This is a genomic window from Arsukibacterium ikkense (assembly GCF_000987775.1).
Taxonomy (GTDB): Bacteria; Pseudomonadota; Gammaproteobacteria; order Enterobacterales; family Alteromonadaceae; genus Alishewanella; species Alishewanella ikkense.
Genome location: NZ_LAHO01000002.1, coordinates 264,179 through 284,426 on the forward strand (window position 1 = coordinate 264,179; position 20,248 = coordinate 284,426).

Genomic DNA, 20,248 nt, shown 5'->3' on the forward strand with positions numbered 1-20,248 from the left:
GAAAATATCATTAGAGCGGAAATTCTATTAAAATGGAAACACCAGGGGTATCAGCAACACACTCAGCACCACATAGGTTACGGCCACCGGCGCACCTACCAACAAAAAGTGTTTCAGCTTATAACTGCTGGCGTTAAATACCATTAAGTTGGTCTGGTAACCATAAGGGGTTACAAAGCTGGCTGAGGCGGCAAAGGCCACCCCCATTACCATCGGCATAATATCGACGCCCATGCCCTTTGCCAGGCTGTACGCCACCGGAAACATCAGTGCGGCAGCAGCGTTATTGGTAATAATTTCTGTCAGCAGGTAGGTGAGTAAAAATATGCCCACAAAGGTCACCATTGGTGCTTGTCCGGCTAACGCATTGGCGGCGAAATCACTTATATTTTGCGCCAGCCCCGTATGATTCATGGCACTGGCAATACACAGCGCGCTGGTCACAATCAGCCATATTTCAACCGGAAAACGCCGCTTTATCTCGTTAATGGTTAAACAGCCACTAAATAACAATGCCGCCAGCAAATAAATCGCCGCCAGCAGCAGCGAGGTACCAGTGAACACCGTACCGGCTATCATCGCCACAAAACCCCACCAGGTTAAGCGCTCACGCCAGCCGCTTAACATATGCTCGGGTTCAATGCCTGATAACAAATAAAAATTCTTACTGATATTGTGCCGGCTGGCAAAATCGGGGCCGGTGGCCAGCAATAAAAAATCGCCGGCTTTTAACTCAATTTCACCCAGCTTACCGTTTACCCGCTCGCCCTCGCGGCGCACCGCCACCACAGCGGCATCAAACCGGGCCCGAAAACCACTATTTTTTAATGTTTTACCCTTTAATACAGACTCTTCCTTAATAATCACTTCGGTCAGATTCTGGGTCGCCAGACCGTTTTCATCGGCAAATAAGCTAATGCCGGCAAACTGTTTCAGCACATTCACTTTATGCACATTGCCGGTAAAAATAAGCTTATCACCGGCTTTTAGCACATCGTAGCGGGCTACCGGCCGGATCACCTCGTTATCACGAATAATTTCTGTTAAAAACAGCTCATCTAAATGGCGTAAGCCTGCTTGCTCGATACTCTGGCCAATTAACGGCGAATCGCCATTGAGCTTGGCTTCCAGCAGGTATTCGGTAATAGCCACATCAGGCGTTTTTTCATCGGGTAGCGCATAACTCATAATAAACAGCACCAGGCTGCCGCCTGCCAGCACGCCCAAGCCAATCAGGGTAAAATCGAAAAAGGCAAAGCCCGCTTCACCGGCTTCTACCAGCATGGAATTAACAATTAAGTTGGTTGAGGTACCGATTAAGGTCAGGGTGCCGCCCATAATGGCGGCATAAGACAGCGGGATCAGCAGTTTAGTGGCCGCTACTTTCTTATTAGAGCGCACCGCATTTAACATTGCGGCTACCACCGCCGTATTATTTAATACCGACGAAGCCAGCGCCGAAAAACCAATAGTACGCCAGATAGAGCCCGGTACCGAGCGGGTAAATAAAAAGCGCGATAAGCGCCTGAGCAAACTGGTTTTTTCAAGCGCAAAAGAAATAAGCACCAGCAACACCAGGGTAGCCAAACCCGGGTTAGCCGCGTTACGCAGCAGCAAAGCGCTGTCAACAAAGCCCAGCGCCAGCAACGCCAGCAGCATGGCCGCGAAAATACCCGCCGAATGCGCCGAATAGCGGATCAGTGCTGCAACCAGCAGCACCAACATCACCACCAGCGCAATGGCCGGCAGGCTCATTTACGGCCTTTTTGCGACAATTCCGGAAAGTGTTTGCGCAGCAGCTGAATTAACTCCAGTTCAAAGCCACTCAGACCACTAATCTCCTGCTCAGCCACCGGCTCAGTTTGCGCCACCAGGGCCGCATCTACCATACCTGCGGCTACCGTCAGGTTAGTTAAGCGGTCAATCACAATAAAAGCGCCGGTTTGCTTATTTTTTAAATAGGCATCAAAGGCCACGGCTTCGGTTAAGTTAATGTCCACCAGACCAATTTCGTTTAACCCCAGGTTTTGCGCATCACGCTCTTCCAGGGTATTAACGTCAATGCGGTGGTGTAACTTAGCTATTTCGCCGCTAACCAGCTTACAGGCAAACTTAAAGTAATAATCGCGCTCGGTTTTCATCGGCTGCTCGTGCATCCAGATTAACTTGGCACGCAGCCGTGACGACACATGCGCCAGCACGTCTTTTTTCACCAGCATATTGCCGCGGCTGATATCGATTTCATCGTTCAGCGTCAGGGTTACCGCCTGCGGTGCATGCGCCTCAGTCAGCTCACCATCGAAGGTAACGATAGATTTAACAGTAGAGATAGTACCGGCCGGCAATACGCGAATGGTATCGCCTACCGCGACACTGCCAGCAGCAATAGTGCCGGCAAAGCCACGAAAGTCTGAGTTTGGCCGGCTCACCAGCTGCACCGGGAAACGAAACTCCGGGCTGTCAGCCGAGGCACTGATTTCCATGGTTTCCAGATACTGCATCAGCGTTGAACCGCGGAACCAGCTGAGTTTCTCACTGGGGTTGACCACGTTATCGCCTTCCAGCGCCGATATCGGCACAAAGCGAATATCCGGAATATCCAGCGAGCCCGCCAGCGTTAAATACTCTTCCTGAATTTCTTTGTACCGTGCCTGCGAGTAATCCACCAGGTCCATTTTATTAATGGCCACAATAACATGCTTAATACCCAGCAAACTGCAGATAAAGCTGTGACGCCGGGTTTGGGTTTGCACCCCTTTGCGCGCATCGACCAGAATAATGGCCACATCACAGGTAGAGGCACCGGTGGCCATATTGCGGGTGTATTGCTCGTGGCCCGGGGTATCGGCAATAATAAATTTGCGCTTGTCGGTTGAAAAATAGCGGTACGCCACATCTATGGTAATGCCCTGCTCACGCTCAGATTGCAGGCCATCGACCAGTAAGGCCAGGTCAACCCGGTTACCCTGGGTACCCGATTTTTTACTGTCTTCAGTAATGGCCGCCAGCTGATCTTCAAAGATCATTTTACTGTCGTGCAGCAAGCGACCAATTAAGGTGCTTTTGCCATCGTCAACACTGCCGCAGGTAATAAAGCGCAGCAGCTGTTTGTTCTCGTGTTGCTTTAAGTAAGCTAAGATATCTTGTTCAATTAATGCTGACGCGTGGCTCATTAAAAATATCCTTCCATCTTTTTCTTTTCCATTGAGCCACTGCTATCGTGGTCAATCACCCGGCCCTGGCGCTCTGACGTTTTGGTCAGCAGCATTTCCTGAATAATTTCAGGCAGGGTTGCAGCAGTCGACTCTACCGCCCCGGTTAACGGGTAGCAGCCAAGGGTTCTGAAACGCACTTGCTTAAGCATCGGTGTTTCGCCCTCTTTTAATGGCATGCGCTCGTCATCAACCATAATTAAGGTACCGTCGCGCTCTACTACCGGCCGCGCTTTGGCAAAATACAAATCCGGTATCTGAATATTTTCCAGATAGATATATTGCCAGATATCCAGCTCAGTCCAGTTCGACAACGGAAACACCCGGATACTCTCGCCTTTATCTACCCGGCCATTAAAAATATTCCACAGCTCAGGCCGCTGATTTTTCGGGTCCCAGCGATGATGCTTATCGCGAAATGAATATACCCGCTCTTTCGCCCGCGACTTTTCTTCATCACGGCGGGCGCCGCCAAAAGCGGCATCAAATTTATATTTATCCAGTGCCTGTTTTAAGCCCTGGGTTTTCATAATGTCAGTATGCTTGCCGCTACCATGGGTAAAGGGGCTGACATTCATCGCCAGGCCATCCGGGTTTTGATGCACCAACAAATCCAGATCCAGATCTTTGGCTATCTGGTCGCGAAAGGCGATCATTTCCTTAAACTTCCAGGTGGTATCAACATGCAGTAACGGAAATGGAATTTTGCCCGGATAAAAGGCTTTACGGGCCAGATGCAGCAACACTGAAGAGTCTTTGCCAACGGAATACAGCATTACCGGATTATCAAACTCGGCGGCTACTTCGCGGAAAATATGAATAGATTCATTTTCCAGAGCCTGAAGGTGAGTCATTCCCTTAGTTTGCATAGACGTATGCATAAATCACTCCTGTTGATTTGTTGCCATAGCTTACAGAAATAGTCATTGTAGTACCAGATATACCCTAACGATAAACCACCGGCGGCGGCACAAAAAAGCAGCAGTGTAGATGGCTGCAGCAGGCAGAAATATACCGCTGTGCAGGGCACAGGTTCAAGGAATTGTTTGGTATAAGATATGCTAGCTTGCTACCACCGCCTTAACCCCACGTGTCTGCAACAACCGCAGCAAGCTTTGTTTAGCATGATCATCACCATGCACAATCCGCACTTCGCCCGGTTTGCGGCGCATACGGCCAATAAAATTCAGCAGCCCCTGCTGGTCGGCATGGGCCGAATAGCCGCTTAACGTCAGTATTTCAGCGTTAATGGTAATACGCTCGCCGTCTATTTCTACGTAGCCGCCCTTTGGGCCATAACGCTGAATAGCCGCGCCCAGCGTACCGCGAGCCTGATAACCAACAAACACCAGCTGGTGCGCTTTATCAGGCAGTAAGGCTTTTAAGTAATTGACTACCCGGCCGCCCTCGCACATGCCGCTGGCCGCAATCACAATGGCCGGCTGTTTAGTGCGGGCTAAAAACTGCACTAACTCTACATGCTGGCTGTGGCTGTCGATGGTATGTAACTGGCTAAAGCTCAGTGGGTGGCGGCCTTGTTGTAAACGCTTTTTGGCTTCGCTGTCCCAGCAGCACTGCAACTTGCTGTAGGCCTCGGTAAATTTGGCCGCCAACGGCGAGTCGACAATAATCTGCAGCTGCTCCCACGCTAAATCGCGGTGAATTTTCTGGCCGCGCAACCGGTGGATAATAGCCTCCAGCTCGTAAATCAGCTCCTGGGTGCGGCCAATACTAAACGCCGGAAACAGCACGGTGCCGTTATCCTGCAAGGAGTGCAGCAACACCTGCTCTAACCGCTTAACACGCGCACGGCGGTTATCATGCAGCCTGTCACCATAGGTGCTTTCAATCACTACCACATCGGCGGCATAAGGCGCTTTCGGCGCGGGTAGCAGCGGCGCATGCGGCGCGCCTAAATCACCCGAAAATACCGTTTTAAAAACACGACCACAGGCGGCATGATGTTTTAACTCGACATAAGCCGAGCCCAGAATATGGCCGGCCGGTTGCAAGCGCAGCTGGGGCGCAGCACCCGCCAGCTCTGGCAGAGCCTGCCACTGCTTAAACTCGCACGCTACTATTTGCCGGCGCAACCTGGCCAGTACGCCGTTAATCAGCGTGGCATCGCGGCTAACCCCCACTTTTATCGCATCTTCCAACACCAAGGGTAATAAAGTGGCCGAGGCTTTAGTGCAATAAATAGGGCCACTAAAACCAGCCGCCAGTAAATACGGAATACGCCCGACATGGTCAATATGCACATGGGTAACAATCAGCGCTTTGATATGGCTTAGCGGAAAAGAGATTGCTGAATTGGCTTTATTACCACTACCCTGCTCGTCGCCCTGAAACAGGCCGCAGTCGATAAGCAGGCCGTAATCATCTGCTATGCGATACTCATGGCAAGAGCCGGTAACCCCATCTACCGCGCCATGGTGGATAAACTCTGGTTGTGGATAAATCATCGACATCCTGTCTCCTTAGGTCAGCTATTCAATGTGACACAGCCACCGCTTGCCAAACCTTTCTCCACAGCTCCTCACTTTGTTGTTTCCAGTGCTCTCGCTGCAGTTGTAGATTTTTATCGTCTTTTTCAGCAATCACCCGCAACAGCAATGTTTCAATATCTTCAATTTGCAAATCAGGGGAAATAAGGGCATAAGGCTGTAAGTAGTCTTCGAACAGGCGCTCATACTTATGACTCCAGCTAGTGCCCAGACAAGGCACTCCTTGTGATAAAGCACTAACACAACCATGAAAACGTGAACAAATTACCGCTTTACTGGCGCCAATAATGCCTTTAACTTTAATGGGATCGACCTCTGTAATATAAGGCAGCTCGCCACCCACCGTCTGTTGCAGCTGCAAACACAAGGCCGCATCGGCTTGCCCCTCGTGGTTTAACAGCACCGGTTGCCAGCCCGCTTGGCGTATTACCATCACGCAATCTGCTAACACCGACAGATAACGCTCGCGCCAACGCAGATCTGTATTGCGGGCATCCTGCATATTACTGTTAGGAATGATCAGCACATTTTCAGCACCGTGTTGATAATAGTCTGGTACTTTACCTTTCACCAAATTAGTAAAGTCAGGGAACATAACCAAATTGGGAGCATTCCCCACTACCCCTGTCAGGTAAGTAAAGCTACTTTGCTCGCGCGCACAAACCAGGCTAGCCTGTGGTAAATGCTGTTGTAATTGCCTTACATCTTTACTGTTACTAAAAGGACCAAATGCCTGGGGTAAAAACACGAAAGGGATAGTACGCTTAGTGCAGCGCTTCAATGTGGCAAGCATAACGCGGGTATTGGCACTGCCCCATTGATCACCATAAGCAAAACCCGATGCATCAAGCACCATATCAATATCTGCCGGTGTAACAATACCTAAGTTAGTGATCAGCCATTGCCGCACTCGTTTAGGTATCAAATAACTTAGGGCGGTTAAATCAAGCCCGCCTTTTCTTAATGGCAACAGCTGCAAGGCTCCCACCGCGGCACGGGATAAATAAGGAGAGTTACGATTAGGCGCAAGCACCGGAATAGCAGCCGGATACTGTTGGTTAATTTGCTGCAATACCGCATGTAACATCAACTCAGCGCCTTTATTGACAAACTGCACGCCACGAATTTCAATATATTTCATGAGATATCTTTAAATAAAATGGCATCGGCTTTCTTCTCAGAGTAAGGAATGCCGCCCTCAGCCAGGGCATAACCTACCGCTATCAGCATCACAGGACGCTGAAAGTACTGCAACGCTAAAACCTTGCTTAGCTGGCGTTCATTTGGCTCACTGTCTGGCCAATTGATCGGGCAACTGGACAGCCCCAGGGTTTCCAGTGCCAACATAAACTGCATTGCTGCCAACGCCGCGTCAATATAAATGACATGCCGGTCACGCTCTTCCGGGTAGCAACTTAAATCACCTACCAGTGTTACCACACAGGGTAGGTTTTCTGCAAACCCTACTGTCCCCATAGCGCAGGAGGCTACAGCTACCGCTTTAGCTGGCGAGTTGGCGACATAAAACTGAAAAGGCTGCCGGTTGCAGGCCGAAGGGGCCAGCTTAGCGGCCTGCATGGCCTGGATCAGCAAAGGCATGGGCACTGGCCGCGGTTGATACCAGCGCACCGAGCGGCGACGGGTAAATAACTGTAGCAGTTCGGTATAGCTAATGTTGGTGTCGGGCACGTTATGGTGGGCATAAGGCACTTTTCCACTGGGCAAGGCAACTGTAACCACCGGTGCCGCAGTAAAGCGGGCTTTCGCCGGGCTGACCATAGCACTGGGGCCACATACCCGAAAATATTCGCTTAGTACGTCACGCGCCCAGACTAGTTCATTCTGGCAAAACGTAGGATTTTGCTGCGCGTTTAAGTAACAGTCTACCGTTTCCGCAATATAATGCTCAGCAAACACATCACGCCGCGGCCGCATTATAAGGCCTTTTTCTAAGCGATGAATATTACGCCTTAACAAAGCAGAGCTATTAGCAATATAAGTTAACGCACGATGATAGGCCAGGCTGCCTAACAGTACAGCACGATGTTCACGATAGAACTGGCGGCTAGCTAGCGCATAGTAAAGCGATGCCAAAAAACCATTGCGGGAAAAAACCAACATTAATAATAATTTCAGGCGGGCAATGGTAGCCTTAACAAAGCGAATTAGCACTCGAGGAAAAAACGTCTTTACCACACGTTTCATTAAGAGGTATTTTCCAGTCTGAATAAAAGATGCGGAACATCTTAAAAGAACCCGCTCAGAAGTAAATGCTTTCAAAAATTTAAATTTACTGAAAACTGACCGAAAAAAAACCAACCTTAAATTTTAGGTTGGCTATAGATTCATGAATTGGATTGATTTAGGTTGGAGCCGGTCTGATTATACCGCAAAGTTAAGACTTTTCCGCTGTTTTTTTAGACACAATTATAAGTTATTTATTCTTTTTTATGCCGAATTCTTGTTTGCATTGTGCTATGCAATATTCGGCAAGGGTACCGAACAAAGTGCCACTGCGCTGACTAAGCCGCAACTTAAATGCTAACCAACGCGAAAAAGGCACCAGTGCATACAATTTATTGTCGTCCAGAAAATAATTAAACCAAGAATACATCCGGGTAAGCCAAGGGTATTTTTTTATACTGGCATGACCATAAGGTGTCGTATTACCACTATAGCGACACATGGATAATTCAACAAAATTTATCCATAAGTTTTTTTTTCGTCGCAAGTTATAGGGTACTTGCTGCCAAAATGCCATAAAATCGCCATCCCAAAATGGCATCCACCAATCTAACTGAAAAAAATCATAGTAGCGGTTAGAGTTGATAATAAATTTGGACTGTCGCTCACGATAATTCCACGCTTCAGCCACCGAATTCAGGTTTTTAATGCCCTGCTGTGCCGCCATTAAGTGTATTTCTGCTATCTGCTTGTCAATTTTTTGCTGCAATGCGGCACTAAGTGGCCCCCGGTTATTCTGGTAATGTTTACTGATCACTGCCTGTTGTGACTGAGCTAACCCTTTGCCATGCACTACTTCGCCGTTGCTGTGTAGATCACCAGAAAAAAAGGCCGCGGTATGGCCCGGCGCAATAACAGCATCGGCGGCAATCAGTTTTTGTGCTAACAACTGTTGAATCGCCGGAAAAACCTGAATGTTGGGTACGGATACCAAACCATGTACAAAATTAAGATAGGCGCTAAACTGTGGGTTCTGCTGCAAACGAGCCCAGGTGTGGCGTTGATAACGTACGCAATGCCAGCTAAACCCCAGCTCCGAAGCAATTTTTTTACTCAGTTTTACTTCAGCACTACCACTACGGCCAAAGGTAAAGCACAGTACATTGGAATAGCCGGCCTGTTTAAGGTACAACGCCAGCGCACGCGAGTCGTAACCGCCACTGAGGGGAATGACAATTTGCCGGCCGTTAGCATAACTTATCAGCCTGGCTACCACTTGCCGAACCACTGCATCAAGCCGCGCTTGCCAGACGGCGATATTGGCCTCTGCCTCGACATGGTTACGTGGAATAAAACAATAATAATATTGTGTGATCAGTTGCCCTGTTATCAGATTCAGCTGCAACAGTTCGGCTGCCTGTAGCTGCTTAAGCCCGGCTAGCAGGGTGTCACTGCCGGTGACAAAGCCCGTATGCAGAAACTCCTGTTGTACCAGCGGGTCAGCAGACAACTGACAGCCCTGAGATTTGGCCAGCTTTGCCGGCTGATCAGAGACATGCAACTGCTGCGCTTGCAGCACATAATACAACGGCCTGCTGCGTACCTTATCGCTAAAACAAAATAGCTGTTGCTGATAACGCAAGATCACTGAAAAATAGCCGTTCAGGCTGGCTAAAAATGCAGCTAAGCCATTTGCAGCAATAGCGCTGTGTAACGCTGCTTTTAATGCGGTAACACTCAGTTTATTTTCGCCTGAGTAAACATGGCCATACAACCAGATGTCGTTTGCGGTACTGATTTGGCCGAAGCTACCGGCCAGATCGACATTTACCTTATATAACTCATTATTGTGTGGCAGCACTCTGACTCCTGTTTGCGCCTTTTTTATAACAAAAATAGATAGCCATCGCGGTAAACACCAAACTATGAAGCACCCCCACTGCAGCAAAAGAAGCAATCGCGAGCACAGGGTTAGATGCTGTCAGACCAAAGTACCACAACACACCAATTCTCAAGCACAGGGTAATAACATTTAACGCAATGGCCCAGTGCTGTACCTGCAATACCATTACAGCTTTAATGCTTGGAGTATTTACAAAGGCAAAATACAACCATAGCGCCATCCAACTGGCATAGTCACCACTGGCCGCCCACTCCTTGCCAAACACGGACACAAATAAATCAGCGCCAGCAATAATGAAAATACTAAATGGAATAAGGCCCAATAATGCAAGGCTAAGGGTAGCCCTAATCAGTATTGCCACAAGCGGCTGCTGCTGTTGCTGTGCCTGAGTAAAGTGTGGATAAAATACATCACCAACCGCCCGCCCTAATAACATAGCCGGCAGCACCAGAATGGCCTTAGCCAGCGTATACCAACCAGCCACAGCAGCGCCATAAAAGGCCGCCAACATTAACACCGGTGCGCTTTGAGCGGCAGCGTTAAGCAACGATTGGGGCGCCTGAAATAGTACAAAGGCTCGAAACAGCTTTAATGTGCGGCGCAAGCGCAACCAATAACGGCGCGAACCGGCATAGCGTAACACGCTCAATGGTTGCCAGGGTTTTACTACTACACTGCTACCAATAACTTGCAGCAGCAAGGCATGCAGCGCGCTGGCCAGCACAGCTATGGTAATCAGCACTGCAGAAATGCTCTGCCATAAACCAAATAGAAGCTTAGCCACATTAACAATAAGGGCCTGCAGCATATCTACCTTGGCCAGAGCTTTAAACTGCTGTTGCTTGATCAGCACCTGTTGTGCTATCTGCAGCCTGGCAGCAAATAATGTAGCCAGGGGGAGTAAAAACACCAAATTGCCAATATTCTCTACCGATAACAACTGCAGCAACGGCTGCTTAAACATCAGCAATAACAAGGTTAACAATAGGCTGAACCCCAGCGCTACTGCCCAGGCCAGGCTGGCAATATTGCGGGCCTGTAAACGGCTACGCCCTTGCACAATGGCCATTGGTAAACATAATGCAGCAAGCGGAAAAAATAATAATAACAAAGCATTAAAGGCACCCAATTCGCCAAACTCTGCCGGGCCATAAATACGCAGCACCAACGGCATAAAGCCAAAGTTAATCAGTTGCACCACAATAGTACCGCTTAATAACAACGATACCTGCCGTACCAGTTTATTTCTGAATAGGGAATTGACCACGAAACAACCTGTAAAAAAACAGCGATAACAGCGCCCAGTATAACATCAGCACAACCTTTTAACGCCAGCGCCTTTTTATTAGGGACGCACCCTATTTTTTTTATTAGGGACGCACCCTATTTTTTTCTATTTTTTTATTTTTACTTTACTTTACTTTTTGGGCCTACCAACTTTTTTACTGCGTAGGCTACGTCCAAGCCGCAGCTCCAACTGCCCTACAAAATCATCATTACCACAAGGTAAACCTTTGTTGAAGCATTGACGCAACTTAAGTAAATCCTGCTCTGGTTCATTAAGCCCAAGCCAGCTTTGCCAATCAGAATGAAATGTTTTATGCCTTTTTGCCCAGGTTGCACACTTTGTTATTAAGGGATCGATCAGATTACCACAGTAGTATGCAGCACTTGACCAAACATAATCTTGAGCATGAGCCACCATACCAGCGCGAACTGGGTTTCGATTAACATAGCGAATAGCCTGCCACATATGTGTATCATCAAGAGGTGATGAATAAAACCGGCCCTGCCATAAATGACCACTCCAGCCAAAACCACGATTAATACGCTGCGCGTAGCGCATATTCAAAGGCCGCATTACCAAATGCATGCTATCAATGGTGTTTGGTACTGCAACCAAATGAATATGGTTATCCATTAAGCAATACGCCAGAATATCCAAACCATGCAACTTACTATAATGTCCCAGCCATTTTATATAGTAATGCCTGTCGTCATCACTAAAGAATACTGGCTCACGCCGATTACCACGCTGGGTAATATGGTGTGGTACATCCGCAAACACTACACGATTCTTCCGAGGCATAAAGTGTTATTTCAGAGCTAAAACTTAACTTAAAATATACAGCATGAAACATAAAAACAACCAACAACTTTATTAGGGACGCACCCTATTTTTCAGGGACGCACCCTATTTTTTCAACTTTATTAGGGACGCACCCTATTTTTTTCTATTTTTTTTAGGGACGCACCCTATTTTTTCTATTTTTTTATTAAAAAAATTTCTCATTGTCGCTGCAGACGGATGTCCTGATACAATAAAGAGCCAAGGTGCTTAGCGCCTGCCGGGGTTAAATGCTCACCATCGTGCGATAAAAGCTCGCCGTCAGCAGTAAAAAGTGGGCACTGGCTTTCACTGTTGCACAACAACGTTGATAGATCGACAAACTGTTGCGGCGGCAACTCTTGTCGCATTACAGCCTGCACTTGCTGCTGCGCAGTACTTAGCGGGTTACGAAGTGCAATACGCTGTGCCAGTGTCATCTCCAGCAGCTGCTTAGCTGATACAGTACCAAACTTTTTACTACCAAATACTAATACCGGTTTAGCAAAGTCGTGCTGCAGCTGTTGTACACTTTGCGCCACGCGCTGCGCTACCCACAAATGCCACTGCGATGATAGCCAGATCACGTCGGCTTGCTGCATACGCTGTTGTAGTTGGGCGTTGTCATACCAGGCCATGGCCTTGCAGCGCGTCCGCATCGCCGGCTTAACCTGCAAGCTAAAATCGTCCGGTAAATACAGGTTGCCGCAATCAGCGTTAATTTGATAAGTAGACAACGACACATGTTGCTGCAACTCAGAGCTGTAAACAGCATTAACTAAATCTTTGGCGTAACTGTCGCCAATAAGAATAACCTTTAGCTTGCCACCATCGCTGCTAAATTCAGCCAATTGCAAGGCATCAAATTTAGCAGCGTTATAGTTATCAACCTGGATAAAGTTTTGTAGCAGAGCTTGATCGGCTGCAGTATAACGCGCCATAAAACCGTTGCTGTACCAACCGGCAAACCCCACAGCAGTAATAAATAGCAAGCCAGACAGCGCTGAAGCAAATACCGTATGGCGCGAAAAACGCTGTTTATTACGCCAAGGCTGCTCAATGTAACACCAGCTCAAATATGCCAGCACAACACTCAGCACAATAAGCAGCGCATAATGCCAGCTATATTGCTCAGCAGTAAGATGACGGTAAAAGGCAAACAATGGCTGATGCCACAAGTACAGCGAGTAACTTATTAACCCTATGCCGGTAAACAGCGGTAAGCTAAGTAAACGTGCCAACGCAAAATGTGGCTGCAGGTTGTATATCAAAAGTGCGGTACCAAGGGTAGGCAATACGGCCGCGATGCCCGGGAAGGCAGTGTCGTGGCTAAAATACAGTATGGCATACAACAACATGGCCAAACCACACCAGGCCAGCAGGCAGGCTGTTTTACCAGCTGGCTTTTGCGGCTCAGGACGATAAAACATTAAGCCTGCGACAATAGAACCAACCATTAGCTGCCACAGCCTGGTAGGCAGCAGGTAAAATGCCGAATCGGCATGTAAGGCAGTAATCCAGATACAAAGGATAAAGCTGGCGGCGCAAATAAAGCTTAGTACCAGCATAAAGCGGCGTTCAGATTTTGCCAGCAGTAACAACAACAGAGGAAACAGCAGGTAGTATTGTTCTTCTATCGCCAAGCTCCAGGTATGGATCAGCGGTTTTAACTCAGTGGCAGTACCAAAGTAACCGCGCTCACTCCAAAAGAATATATTCGACACGAAGCCTGCCAGCGCCACAAGGCTTTGGGAAAAGCTGTACATATCGGCCGGCAACAGGCTAAACCAGGCCAGCGGCAAACAGCACAGCACCACCGCAAACAACGCTGGTAAAATCCGTCTGGCGCGGCGCTCGTAAAAGCTAAGCATACTAAAGCGTTGCTGCTGCATTTCGTTAAGCAGAATACCAGTAATTAAATAGCCGCTAATCACAAAAAAAATATCGACACCGGTATAACCGCCAGGAAACAGATTAAAACCAGCATGAAACAGTAATACTGGCAATACCGCCAACGCACGCAAACCGTCAATGTCTTTGCGGTACCGTAATGCTGAATGCTTACTCATAACGTGGGCTGCGTCTCTGATAAAATGGCTATGCTTTTAGTAATAAAAAAACGCGCCCTAAGGCGCGTTTTTGGTTAACTAATCAGCCTAGGCTGAGTTAATTACTTCTTGTACTGGTCAGAGATTACGTTGATACGTGAAGTACCTTCGCGGTAGTACGGAGCCAGAGTGATATCAGCAGCGTTTGCATCAATTACGAAAGTTACGCTTAACTTCTCGTTATCACCTTTAGCCAGACCGAATGCAGTCATCATGTCGCTTTCAAATACAGTTGTTACACCGTTTTTAACAGCTTTCTTAGCAAGAGTAACCGGGCCGTATTTCACGCCAGTTTTACCTACTGCTTCCAAGATGATTTCAGCATCAGTCGCGCCCAGGTTAGATACTTCAACAGTGGTAGAGAACTGTGGGTAGCCAACTGGCAGGTAAGGAACGTTTACTACAGAAGCATCTAAACGAGTTTTACCAACACTTGCTGCATCTAAATATTTGAAGGTCTGATTAGTTACCGGAGCAACACCTGTGTAAACTACAGGGTGAGTTGCGGTAATTTCTGTCAGAGCAATGTCATTGCCCGCAGTTGTACCGAAGTTAACAACGAACGTGCCGTTACCAGCTGCGATTGCAGCAGCAATGGTTGCAGTGTTGAAAGTTAAAGTGTCACGTACATCATTTGCACCACAAGCTGCCGGAGCAACTGCACTACAAGAAAGCGTACCAGCTACCGAAACTAAAGCTGGAGGAGCACCACATGCTAAAGCTCCCAAGTTCGCTCCAAAAGTAGCAGTTGGCTTAGTTCCATCAGCACAGATTGCGATATTCGCAACGGTGTTAGCATTAAAAGTACCATTTAAAACCAGTGTCTCAGAAGCCACAACAGCCTGAACACCGGCAGTAGCCAGCTTCACGTTTACTTCAGCGAATACAGAACCTTTATCATTGTACTCGTCACGATCTAAGCGGTTAACGAAACCATCAAAAGCTGTTACAGCACTAACAGTACGCTGAGCAACACTGGTAGTTAATGCAGCTGAGTTATTGCCAGTGGTATCTTTAGCAACACCAGAAACACCATCAACGGCCTTGTAAGTTACATTACCAGCACGCGGTACGAAGTTAGTACCGGCGAAAATAACGTCAAATGCAGAGTTAGCGATAACCGGGTTACCTAACTGCACTTCCATCTCTAGCTTTGGAGCTACTGTAGCAGTACTAGGAGTCCAAGTAATATTTGTAAAAGTAAAAGTACCATTACCGTAGTCAATACTGAAGTCAGCAGCAAGTGTTGGATCAGCTAAAACAGTACCGATTGGGAAAGTCAGAGTGATTTTATCACCTGGAACCAGCTCAGCACGGTTTAAAACACGGATAGTTTGCGCCTGACCAGGAGCGGCAACACCTGCAGCAGCAGCTTCGGTTGTTATTACAGTTGGGGCAGAAATAGTTAAATCAGCAGCGCTTGCACCAAAGGCAAGAGCCATAGATGCTGCTACTAAAGAGGCGTTAAATACCTTTTTCATACGTTTAAATCTCCAATTTCATGAAATTGGAACAACACAATCCTACATTGTTCCAGTTGTTTTTTTTACTTTCTACAGAAAGCTGAGCTGTAAAGTTAAACCAAGGACGACTGCCCTGTGGCGCGCGCCTCTACTTCAACTTTCCGAGCCCTAGTTTATGTAAACGATACTAGAAGTCAACTTTATAATGCAAAATCGACTTAAATTATCGGTTTAACAACCTTAACAGGCTTTTATTGGTTATTTTAAAGCCGATTAAGCCATTAACATGCAGTAAAAACCCACTTAAACTCTGCATTTATACAGACTGAAAGCGCCTTGGTTTACTGCTTAACCACATGTTTTAACTAACTAAAACGTTAAACACCATACTTACCTGCTTCTGAAAAAGCAAGTGTTTTATTCCAACACCAGGAATTCCAGGGCACCAGTTAGCTGGCGCTTAATATCGTCCCATTCGTCAGAGCGGTTTATTACCCTTGGGGTAACCATTATTACCAGCTCGGTTTTAGTGCTTTCGCGCGCTTTAGTGCCAAATAACGCACCCAGAAAGGGTATGCGATGTAAGCCTGGCAAACCATCGCTGTTACTGGTGCGGTTTTCGCTGATTAAGCCACCCAGCACTATGGTTTGGCCGCTTTCGGCTACTACTTCAGTTTGAATGCTGCGCTCGAACACCTGAGGGTTACCTTCAACACTGCTGCCACCGGGCACCTCGTTACTGTTGGATTGGGTAATGCTCATTATTACCACGCCCTGGGCATTAATAGTAGGTGTGACACTAACATCAATACCCGCAAAGCGGTACTCGACCGAACGGGTAGTACCATTAACCGGGTCGGTAGTGGTTTTGCCCACTACAGGAATTTGCGTGCCGACATTAATATTGGCATTTACGCCGTCGCGCACCAATAAGGTGGGCTTAGATAACACATTTACCAGGCGGTTGGTTTCAAAAGCCTGGGCATTAACCGTATTCATACCACTGGCCCAACGCAGCACTGAACCACCAATATCTGCCGCACCAAAGCTGTTGGATATATTAAAGCGACCAGAGCTAAAAGCAGCATCTACGCCAAAGCGAAATTCATCGGTCAGGGTAACTTCAGCAATAGTAAGCTCCAGCATCACCTGCTTGGGCATCACATCCAAGCGCTGAATTAACGGCAACATGGCTTGATAATCAGTGCCTGAAGCATAAAATATCAAGGTATTTGAGCGTTCATCCACTACCATGCGCATGGTTTCATTTTCAGCACTGGTTGCCAATTGCGCAGCACGATTCTCAATTTGAGCGGAACGTTGCTCAGAGCTGCTTTGTGCCACACTGCGCTGCGCTGCGGCACGGCCGGAAATAAGTGCTGACACACTTTGGCCTAAATCAGAGGCTCTGGCATAACGCGGTGCATAAATAAAGTACTGCTGCTCAGTACCGCTGCTAGGCCTGTCTAACTGCTTTGCCCAATATTGAATACGGGTGATAAACTCGGCTTCGCTGGCAAACACCGCCACCGCCCCCAGTTGACTAACCGGCACAAAAGATACCCGATTGTCGCGGCCGCCACCGGGCGACATAATGCCTTCATTGGTTAGCAACTCGGTAATAGAGCTGACAAACTGCTCGGATGACAAGTAGGTTAGCTTTAAGAATCCGACATTACGGCTGCGACTGTTAGGCGAGTCCAATAACTCCAGCAATTCTAATGCGCGCACAACCTGCTGGCGCTCACCGGTTAAAAATAGTAAACCCTGGGCGTTATCAAACCCGGTTTGAACGTTAGCGATAGCACGTAAAGTCTCTAGTGCGCTGGTATTCATAATAAAACGTAAGGGCACAATTTGCCTGACGTTCAGGGCATTTGGTACGGTGTCGGCTGCGCGGCCATAGCCTACCGAGGTAATGTCGCTGCCGCTTTTGGGCAACATTGAAATATACAACATATCGTTCTGGCGCTTAACACCAACGCCACGTTCCAGCAATAATTGTTCGGTTAAGCTGAATAGTTTTTGCGGGCTGATTTTTTGTTGCACATTTAAGGTAACCGGTGCCAGATTAGCCAAGCCCTCACCCAGAATATAATTGGTTTTTAACAGCTCACCAAAGCTGTAATGCAGATAATCAACTATGGGCATATTGTCTGCAGCGATGGTAAGTGTTTCGGTTTTTGAAAAGCGGTCAGCAATAGCACTATCAGAGGTAAAGCCCTGAGTAGCCGAGACTAACGATGGCACCCGAATGAACGACTCTGAACTGCCAACACTTGTTTGCTCGGCGGAAGACTGTTGTTGCTCTGGCTGCACAATAACATCGCCCCTAAGGTAGGAGTCGTTAAGCTTATAGTTCTGCGTAGCAGATTGGGTAGCGCAGCCGGCCAGGATAAAACAGCTTAACAAGCTTAGCGTAAATTGTTTGTTCATTGTGGTTCCATTTATCTGTGTATTCTTAGCTGCTAAGCAGCAGGCTGAGCAAAAACCAGCTTAAATACAGCCTGGCTATTAAGGCAAATTATTTGCAACAGGGTCTGCCGGCTCAGGCGTAAATAACTGCAGCCACAGCTCACGCTGCTGATGCCTGAAGGTAATGCGCCGCGCCGTTACTGATACTACTTCATATTGGTGCAGGGTGTCGCCCTTTTGCAAGGCCAGCCGTTGTGGTGGCGCATTGGGGGCTTGCACATCTGTTACTGTCAGGTTGGCTATAGCCTGGCGCTGATTAACCACGGCCGTTAGCCGGTACATTTTATTGTCAATATACAGGGCGCGCAGCAAACCTTGCTGGGCATCTTGCTGCTGCTGGCTTAACCCCTGGCCAGCTTGTGTTGCTGGTTCGGGATCTGTTGCAACTATGGCAGCAGGGGCATCAAACTGTTGGTACAGCGCCAGCACGGCATCAGCTTCAGCGCTACTACTGGGTGAGAGGCTGGCCTGTGGCAGGCGCGGCAGCATATCAGATGTTGCTGCTGCCGAATCAGGCCGGTTAATGGCTATGTCCACTAACAATAACACTGCCGCCAGTAACACAACGGGTAAGGTTTTTATTAGCAGGGCCTTGGCGCGGGCTGTGTTCACTCGGCCTCCTGCGACGTTACGGCCAGCCTTAGTGACATATTGCCGTCGGCAGTGCCCATACTGTCGGGCGTTTGGGCACGCATAGTCAGTTGTTGTTCAATAATCACCATAGAGGGAATAATGGCACTGTGTTGTAATTGGTGTAATAGCTTCAGGTAGTTTTTTGCTTTGCCGCTAAAACGCAAATCCAGCACCAGGGTTTGAATACCGCTGTCGGCGATACCGTCGCGCCACGATGATAAGGTAATTTGCAACTGATGCGTAGCAAACAGCTGCTCGAGCTGTTGCTGGATCTGCAGTTTATAGCGGGTTAGATCATTGGCTGTACCCAGCTTGCTTTCGGCCGTGGCTAACAGTGTTTGTATTTGTTGCTGTGCTTGCTGCATGTCATCACCCAGGGTTAGCAGCGCTTGTGCCTTGTGGCGGGCGTTTTCACTGTATTGCAGTTGTTGCCAGTTATCCTGCCGGCTTTGCCACAGCGGTTGCCAGACAAAACGGGCCAGCAACAGGATTAGCAGCACTATTATATAGCCTTTATATTGCTGCCATACTTGGCTCATGGTGCCTCCTGCTGCAACTGAAAGCTGACGGTTGCCAAGTCCCGGTTATTCTGGCGACGCACATTACCCTCTAACCGACCCTGCACTACCCCGGGTTGCTGCATCAGCAATTGCAGGGCTTCAGTGGCAGATGGCGCTTCGATACGCAAGGTTACCTGCTGCAAGCGTTGCTGCACATGGCTAACAGTAATGGTTTGCTGGTACAAAGGGGCTAATACCTGCCACAGTTGTAACAGGTTATCTGACGCTGGTAATACCTGCTGCAACTGCTGATAGCGACTAACCATGCTGTCAATGTCGTCACGCTGGATCAACAGCTGATTGGCCTGCCGGTTGGCTTGCTGTAGTTGCAGACGGCTCTGTTGTTGCAAATGGCCGGTCCAGGCATCGGCAAGCAGTAAGTATAAGGTAATGCCGGCAACGGTTGGCCAGACATAGCGCAATAGCGCATGCAGGCCAGTAGTGCGCTTAAAGGCGGCTTTATTAACGAAACCGGCTAACGGCAGCCGGTGCAGTTGCCCCAGGGCCTGTAATAAACGCGGCGCAAGTTCGGGGGCACTAAGCGTGCTGGTTTGCTGCACATTGCCACCATGCGCCAGCATAAACTGCATGGCTGACTGCAACATACCGCCTTTAAGTGCCGACGCGGCACCGGCATGAGTTTGGCTGACAAAGATGTTGTTGTTACTATCCGGTGTTTGGTAAATAAGCACTTCATCGGTGCTACATTGTTGCGCCAGTAACAAGGTTTCTGGCAGGTACAGCCAGGCATTATGGGCGAGTACCTGCGGTTTAAACTGATACCACAGCACCGGTGTTTTACCATTTAACGGCTGACCAATACAATAACACCAGCCCTCACCACGGCTGCTTTGCTGAAACTTAACCAGCTTTTTGGCCTCGGCACTACGGGTAACCGGTAGCCACTGAATATGCTCAGTATAACCATGCCGGCTAACCAGCAATATTTTGCCTGTTAGTGCCGGCTGAGCCAGCAGGCCATGTTTTGCGCTTAGTTGGTATGCTTGTGCATCCAGATAAGATACCTGGCGTAGCAGCAGCTTTTTAATAGCGTTAACAAGGCGGGATATTAAGCTTGGCATGTCTACTTCTTTGT

At 48.2% G+C, this 20,248-nt stretch carries 15 protein-coding genes; all 15 read right to left on the reverse strand.

Going from position 1 to position 20,248, the window contains the following annotated elements; translation table 11 throughout:
- Positions 1-27 precede the first annotated feature (27 nt).
- Entirely contained in the window at positions 28-1,755 is a 1,728-nt protein-coding gene (locus tag WG68_RS03215) for an SLC13 family permease (protein ID WP_046556206.1), read from the reverse strand.
- Entirely contained in the window at positions 1,752-3,173 is a 1,422-nt protein-coding gene (cysN, locus tag WG68_RS03220) for a sulfate adenylyltransferase subunit CysN (protein ID WP_046556207.1), read from the reverse strand. Before cysN ends, WG68_RS03215 begins: the two co-directional genes overlap by 4 nt.
- Complete coding sequence (gene cysD, locus WG68_RS03225) at positions 3,173-4,093, reverse strand: sulfate adenylyltransferase subunit CysD (protein WP_456059085.1); 921 nt, start codon at positions 4,091-4,093, stop codon at positions 3,173-3,175. Before cysD ends, cysN begins: the two co-directional genes overlap by 1 nt.
- A 180-nt stretch (positions 4,094-4,273) precedes the next feature.
- Positions 4,274-5,683, reverse strand: a complete 1,410-nt coding sequence (locus WG68_RS03230) for an MBL fold metallo-hydrolase RNA specificity domain-containing protein (RefSeq protein ID WP_046556208.1) — start codon at positions 5,681-5,683, stop codon at positions 4,274-4,276.
- A gap of 22 nt (positions 5,684-5,705) precedes the next feature.
- Positions 5,706-6,860, reverse strand: coding sequence for a polysaccharide pyruvyl transferase family protein (locus tag WG68_RS03235; RefSeq protein WP_046556209.1), 1,155 nt, complete (start codon positions 6,858-6,860; stop codon positions 5,706-5,708).
- On the reverse strand, positions 6,857-7,924 hold the full coding sequence (locus WG68_RS03240; RefSeq protein WP_046556210.1) for a nitroreductase family protein: 1,068 nt from the start codon (positions 7,922-7,924) through the stop codon (positions 6,857-6,859). The genes WG68_RS03235 and WG68_RS03240 overlap by 4 nt, the downstream gene beginning before the upstream one ends.
- Before the next feature lie 229 nt (positions 7,925-8,153).
- On the reverse strand, positions 8,154-9,764 hold the full coding sequence (locus tag WG68_RS03245) for an asparagine synthetase B family protein (protein ID WP_046556211.1): 1,611 nt from the start codon (positions 9,762-9,764) through the stop codon (positions 8,154-8,156).
- Positions 9,748-11,073, reverse strand: coding sequence for a lipopolysaccharide biosynthesis protein (locus WG68_RS03250; protein ID WP_046556212.1), 1,326 nt, complete (start codon positions 11,071-11,073; stop codon positions 9,748-9,750). The genes WG68_RS03245 and WG68_RS03250 overlap by 17 nt, the downstream gene beginning before the upstream one ends.
- 150 nt (positions 11,074-11,223) lie before the next feature.
- Positions 11,224-11,874, reverse strand: a complete 651-nt coding sequence (locus WG68_RS03255) for a transposase (RefSeq protein ID WP_052748931.1) — start codon at positions 11,872-11,874, stop codon at positions 11,224-11,226.
- A gap of 221 nt (positions 11,875-12,095) precedes the next feature.
- Complete coding sequence (locus WG68_RS19005) at positions 12,096-13,982, reverse strand: acyltransferase family protein (RefSeq protein WP_052748932.1); 1,887 nt, start codon at positions 13,980-13,982, stop codon at positions 12,096-12,098.
- A gap of 101 nt (positions 13,983-14,083) precedes the next feature.
- Positions 14,084-15,502, reverse strand: coding sequence for a hypothetical protein (locus WG68_RS03265; RefSeq protein ID WP_046556214.1), 1,419 nt, complete (start codon positions 15,500-15,502; stop codon positions 14,084-14,086).
- 399 nt (positions 15,503-15,901) lie between these two features.
- Positions 15,902-17,920, reverse strand: coding sequence for a secretin N-terminal domain-containing protein (locus tag WG68_RS03270; RefSeq protein WP_052748933.1), 2,019 nt, complete (start codon positions 17,918-17,920; stop codon positions 15,902-15,904).
- A gap of 78 nt (positions 17,921-17,998) precedes the next feature.
- Positions 17,999-18,571, reverse strand: coding sequence for a hypothetical protein (locus WG68_RS03275; RefSeq protein ID WP_046556216.1), 573 nt, complete (start codon positions 18,569-18,571; stop codon positions 17,999-18,001).
- Positions 18,568-19,131: a hypothetical protein gene (locus tag WG68_RS03280; protein WP_046556217.1), complete on the reverse strand. Its 564-nt coding sequence runs from the start codon at positions 19,129-19,131 to the stop codon at positions 18,568-18,570. The genes WG68_RS03275 and WG68_RS03280 overlap by 4 nt, the downstream gene beginning before the upstream one ends.
- Positions 19,128-20,234, reverse strand: coding sequence for a hypothetical protein (locus WG68_RS03285; protein WP_046556218.1), 1,107 nt, complete (start codon positions 20,232-20,234; stop codon positions 19,128-19,130). Before WG68_RS03285 ends, WG68_RS03280 begins: the two co-directional genes overlap by 4 nt.
- Positions 20,235-20,248: the final 14 nt, after the last annotated feature.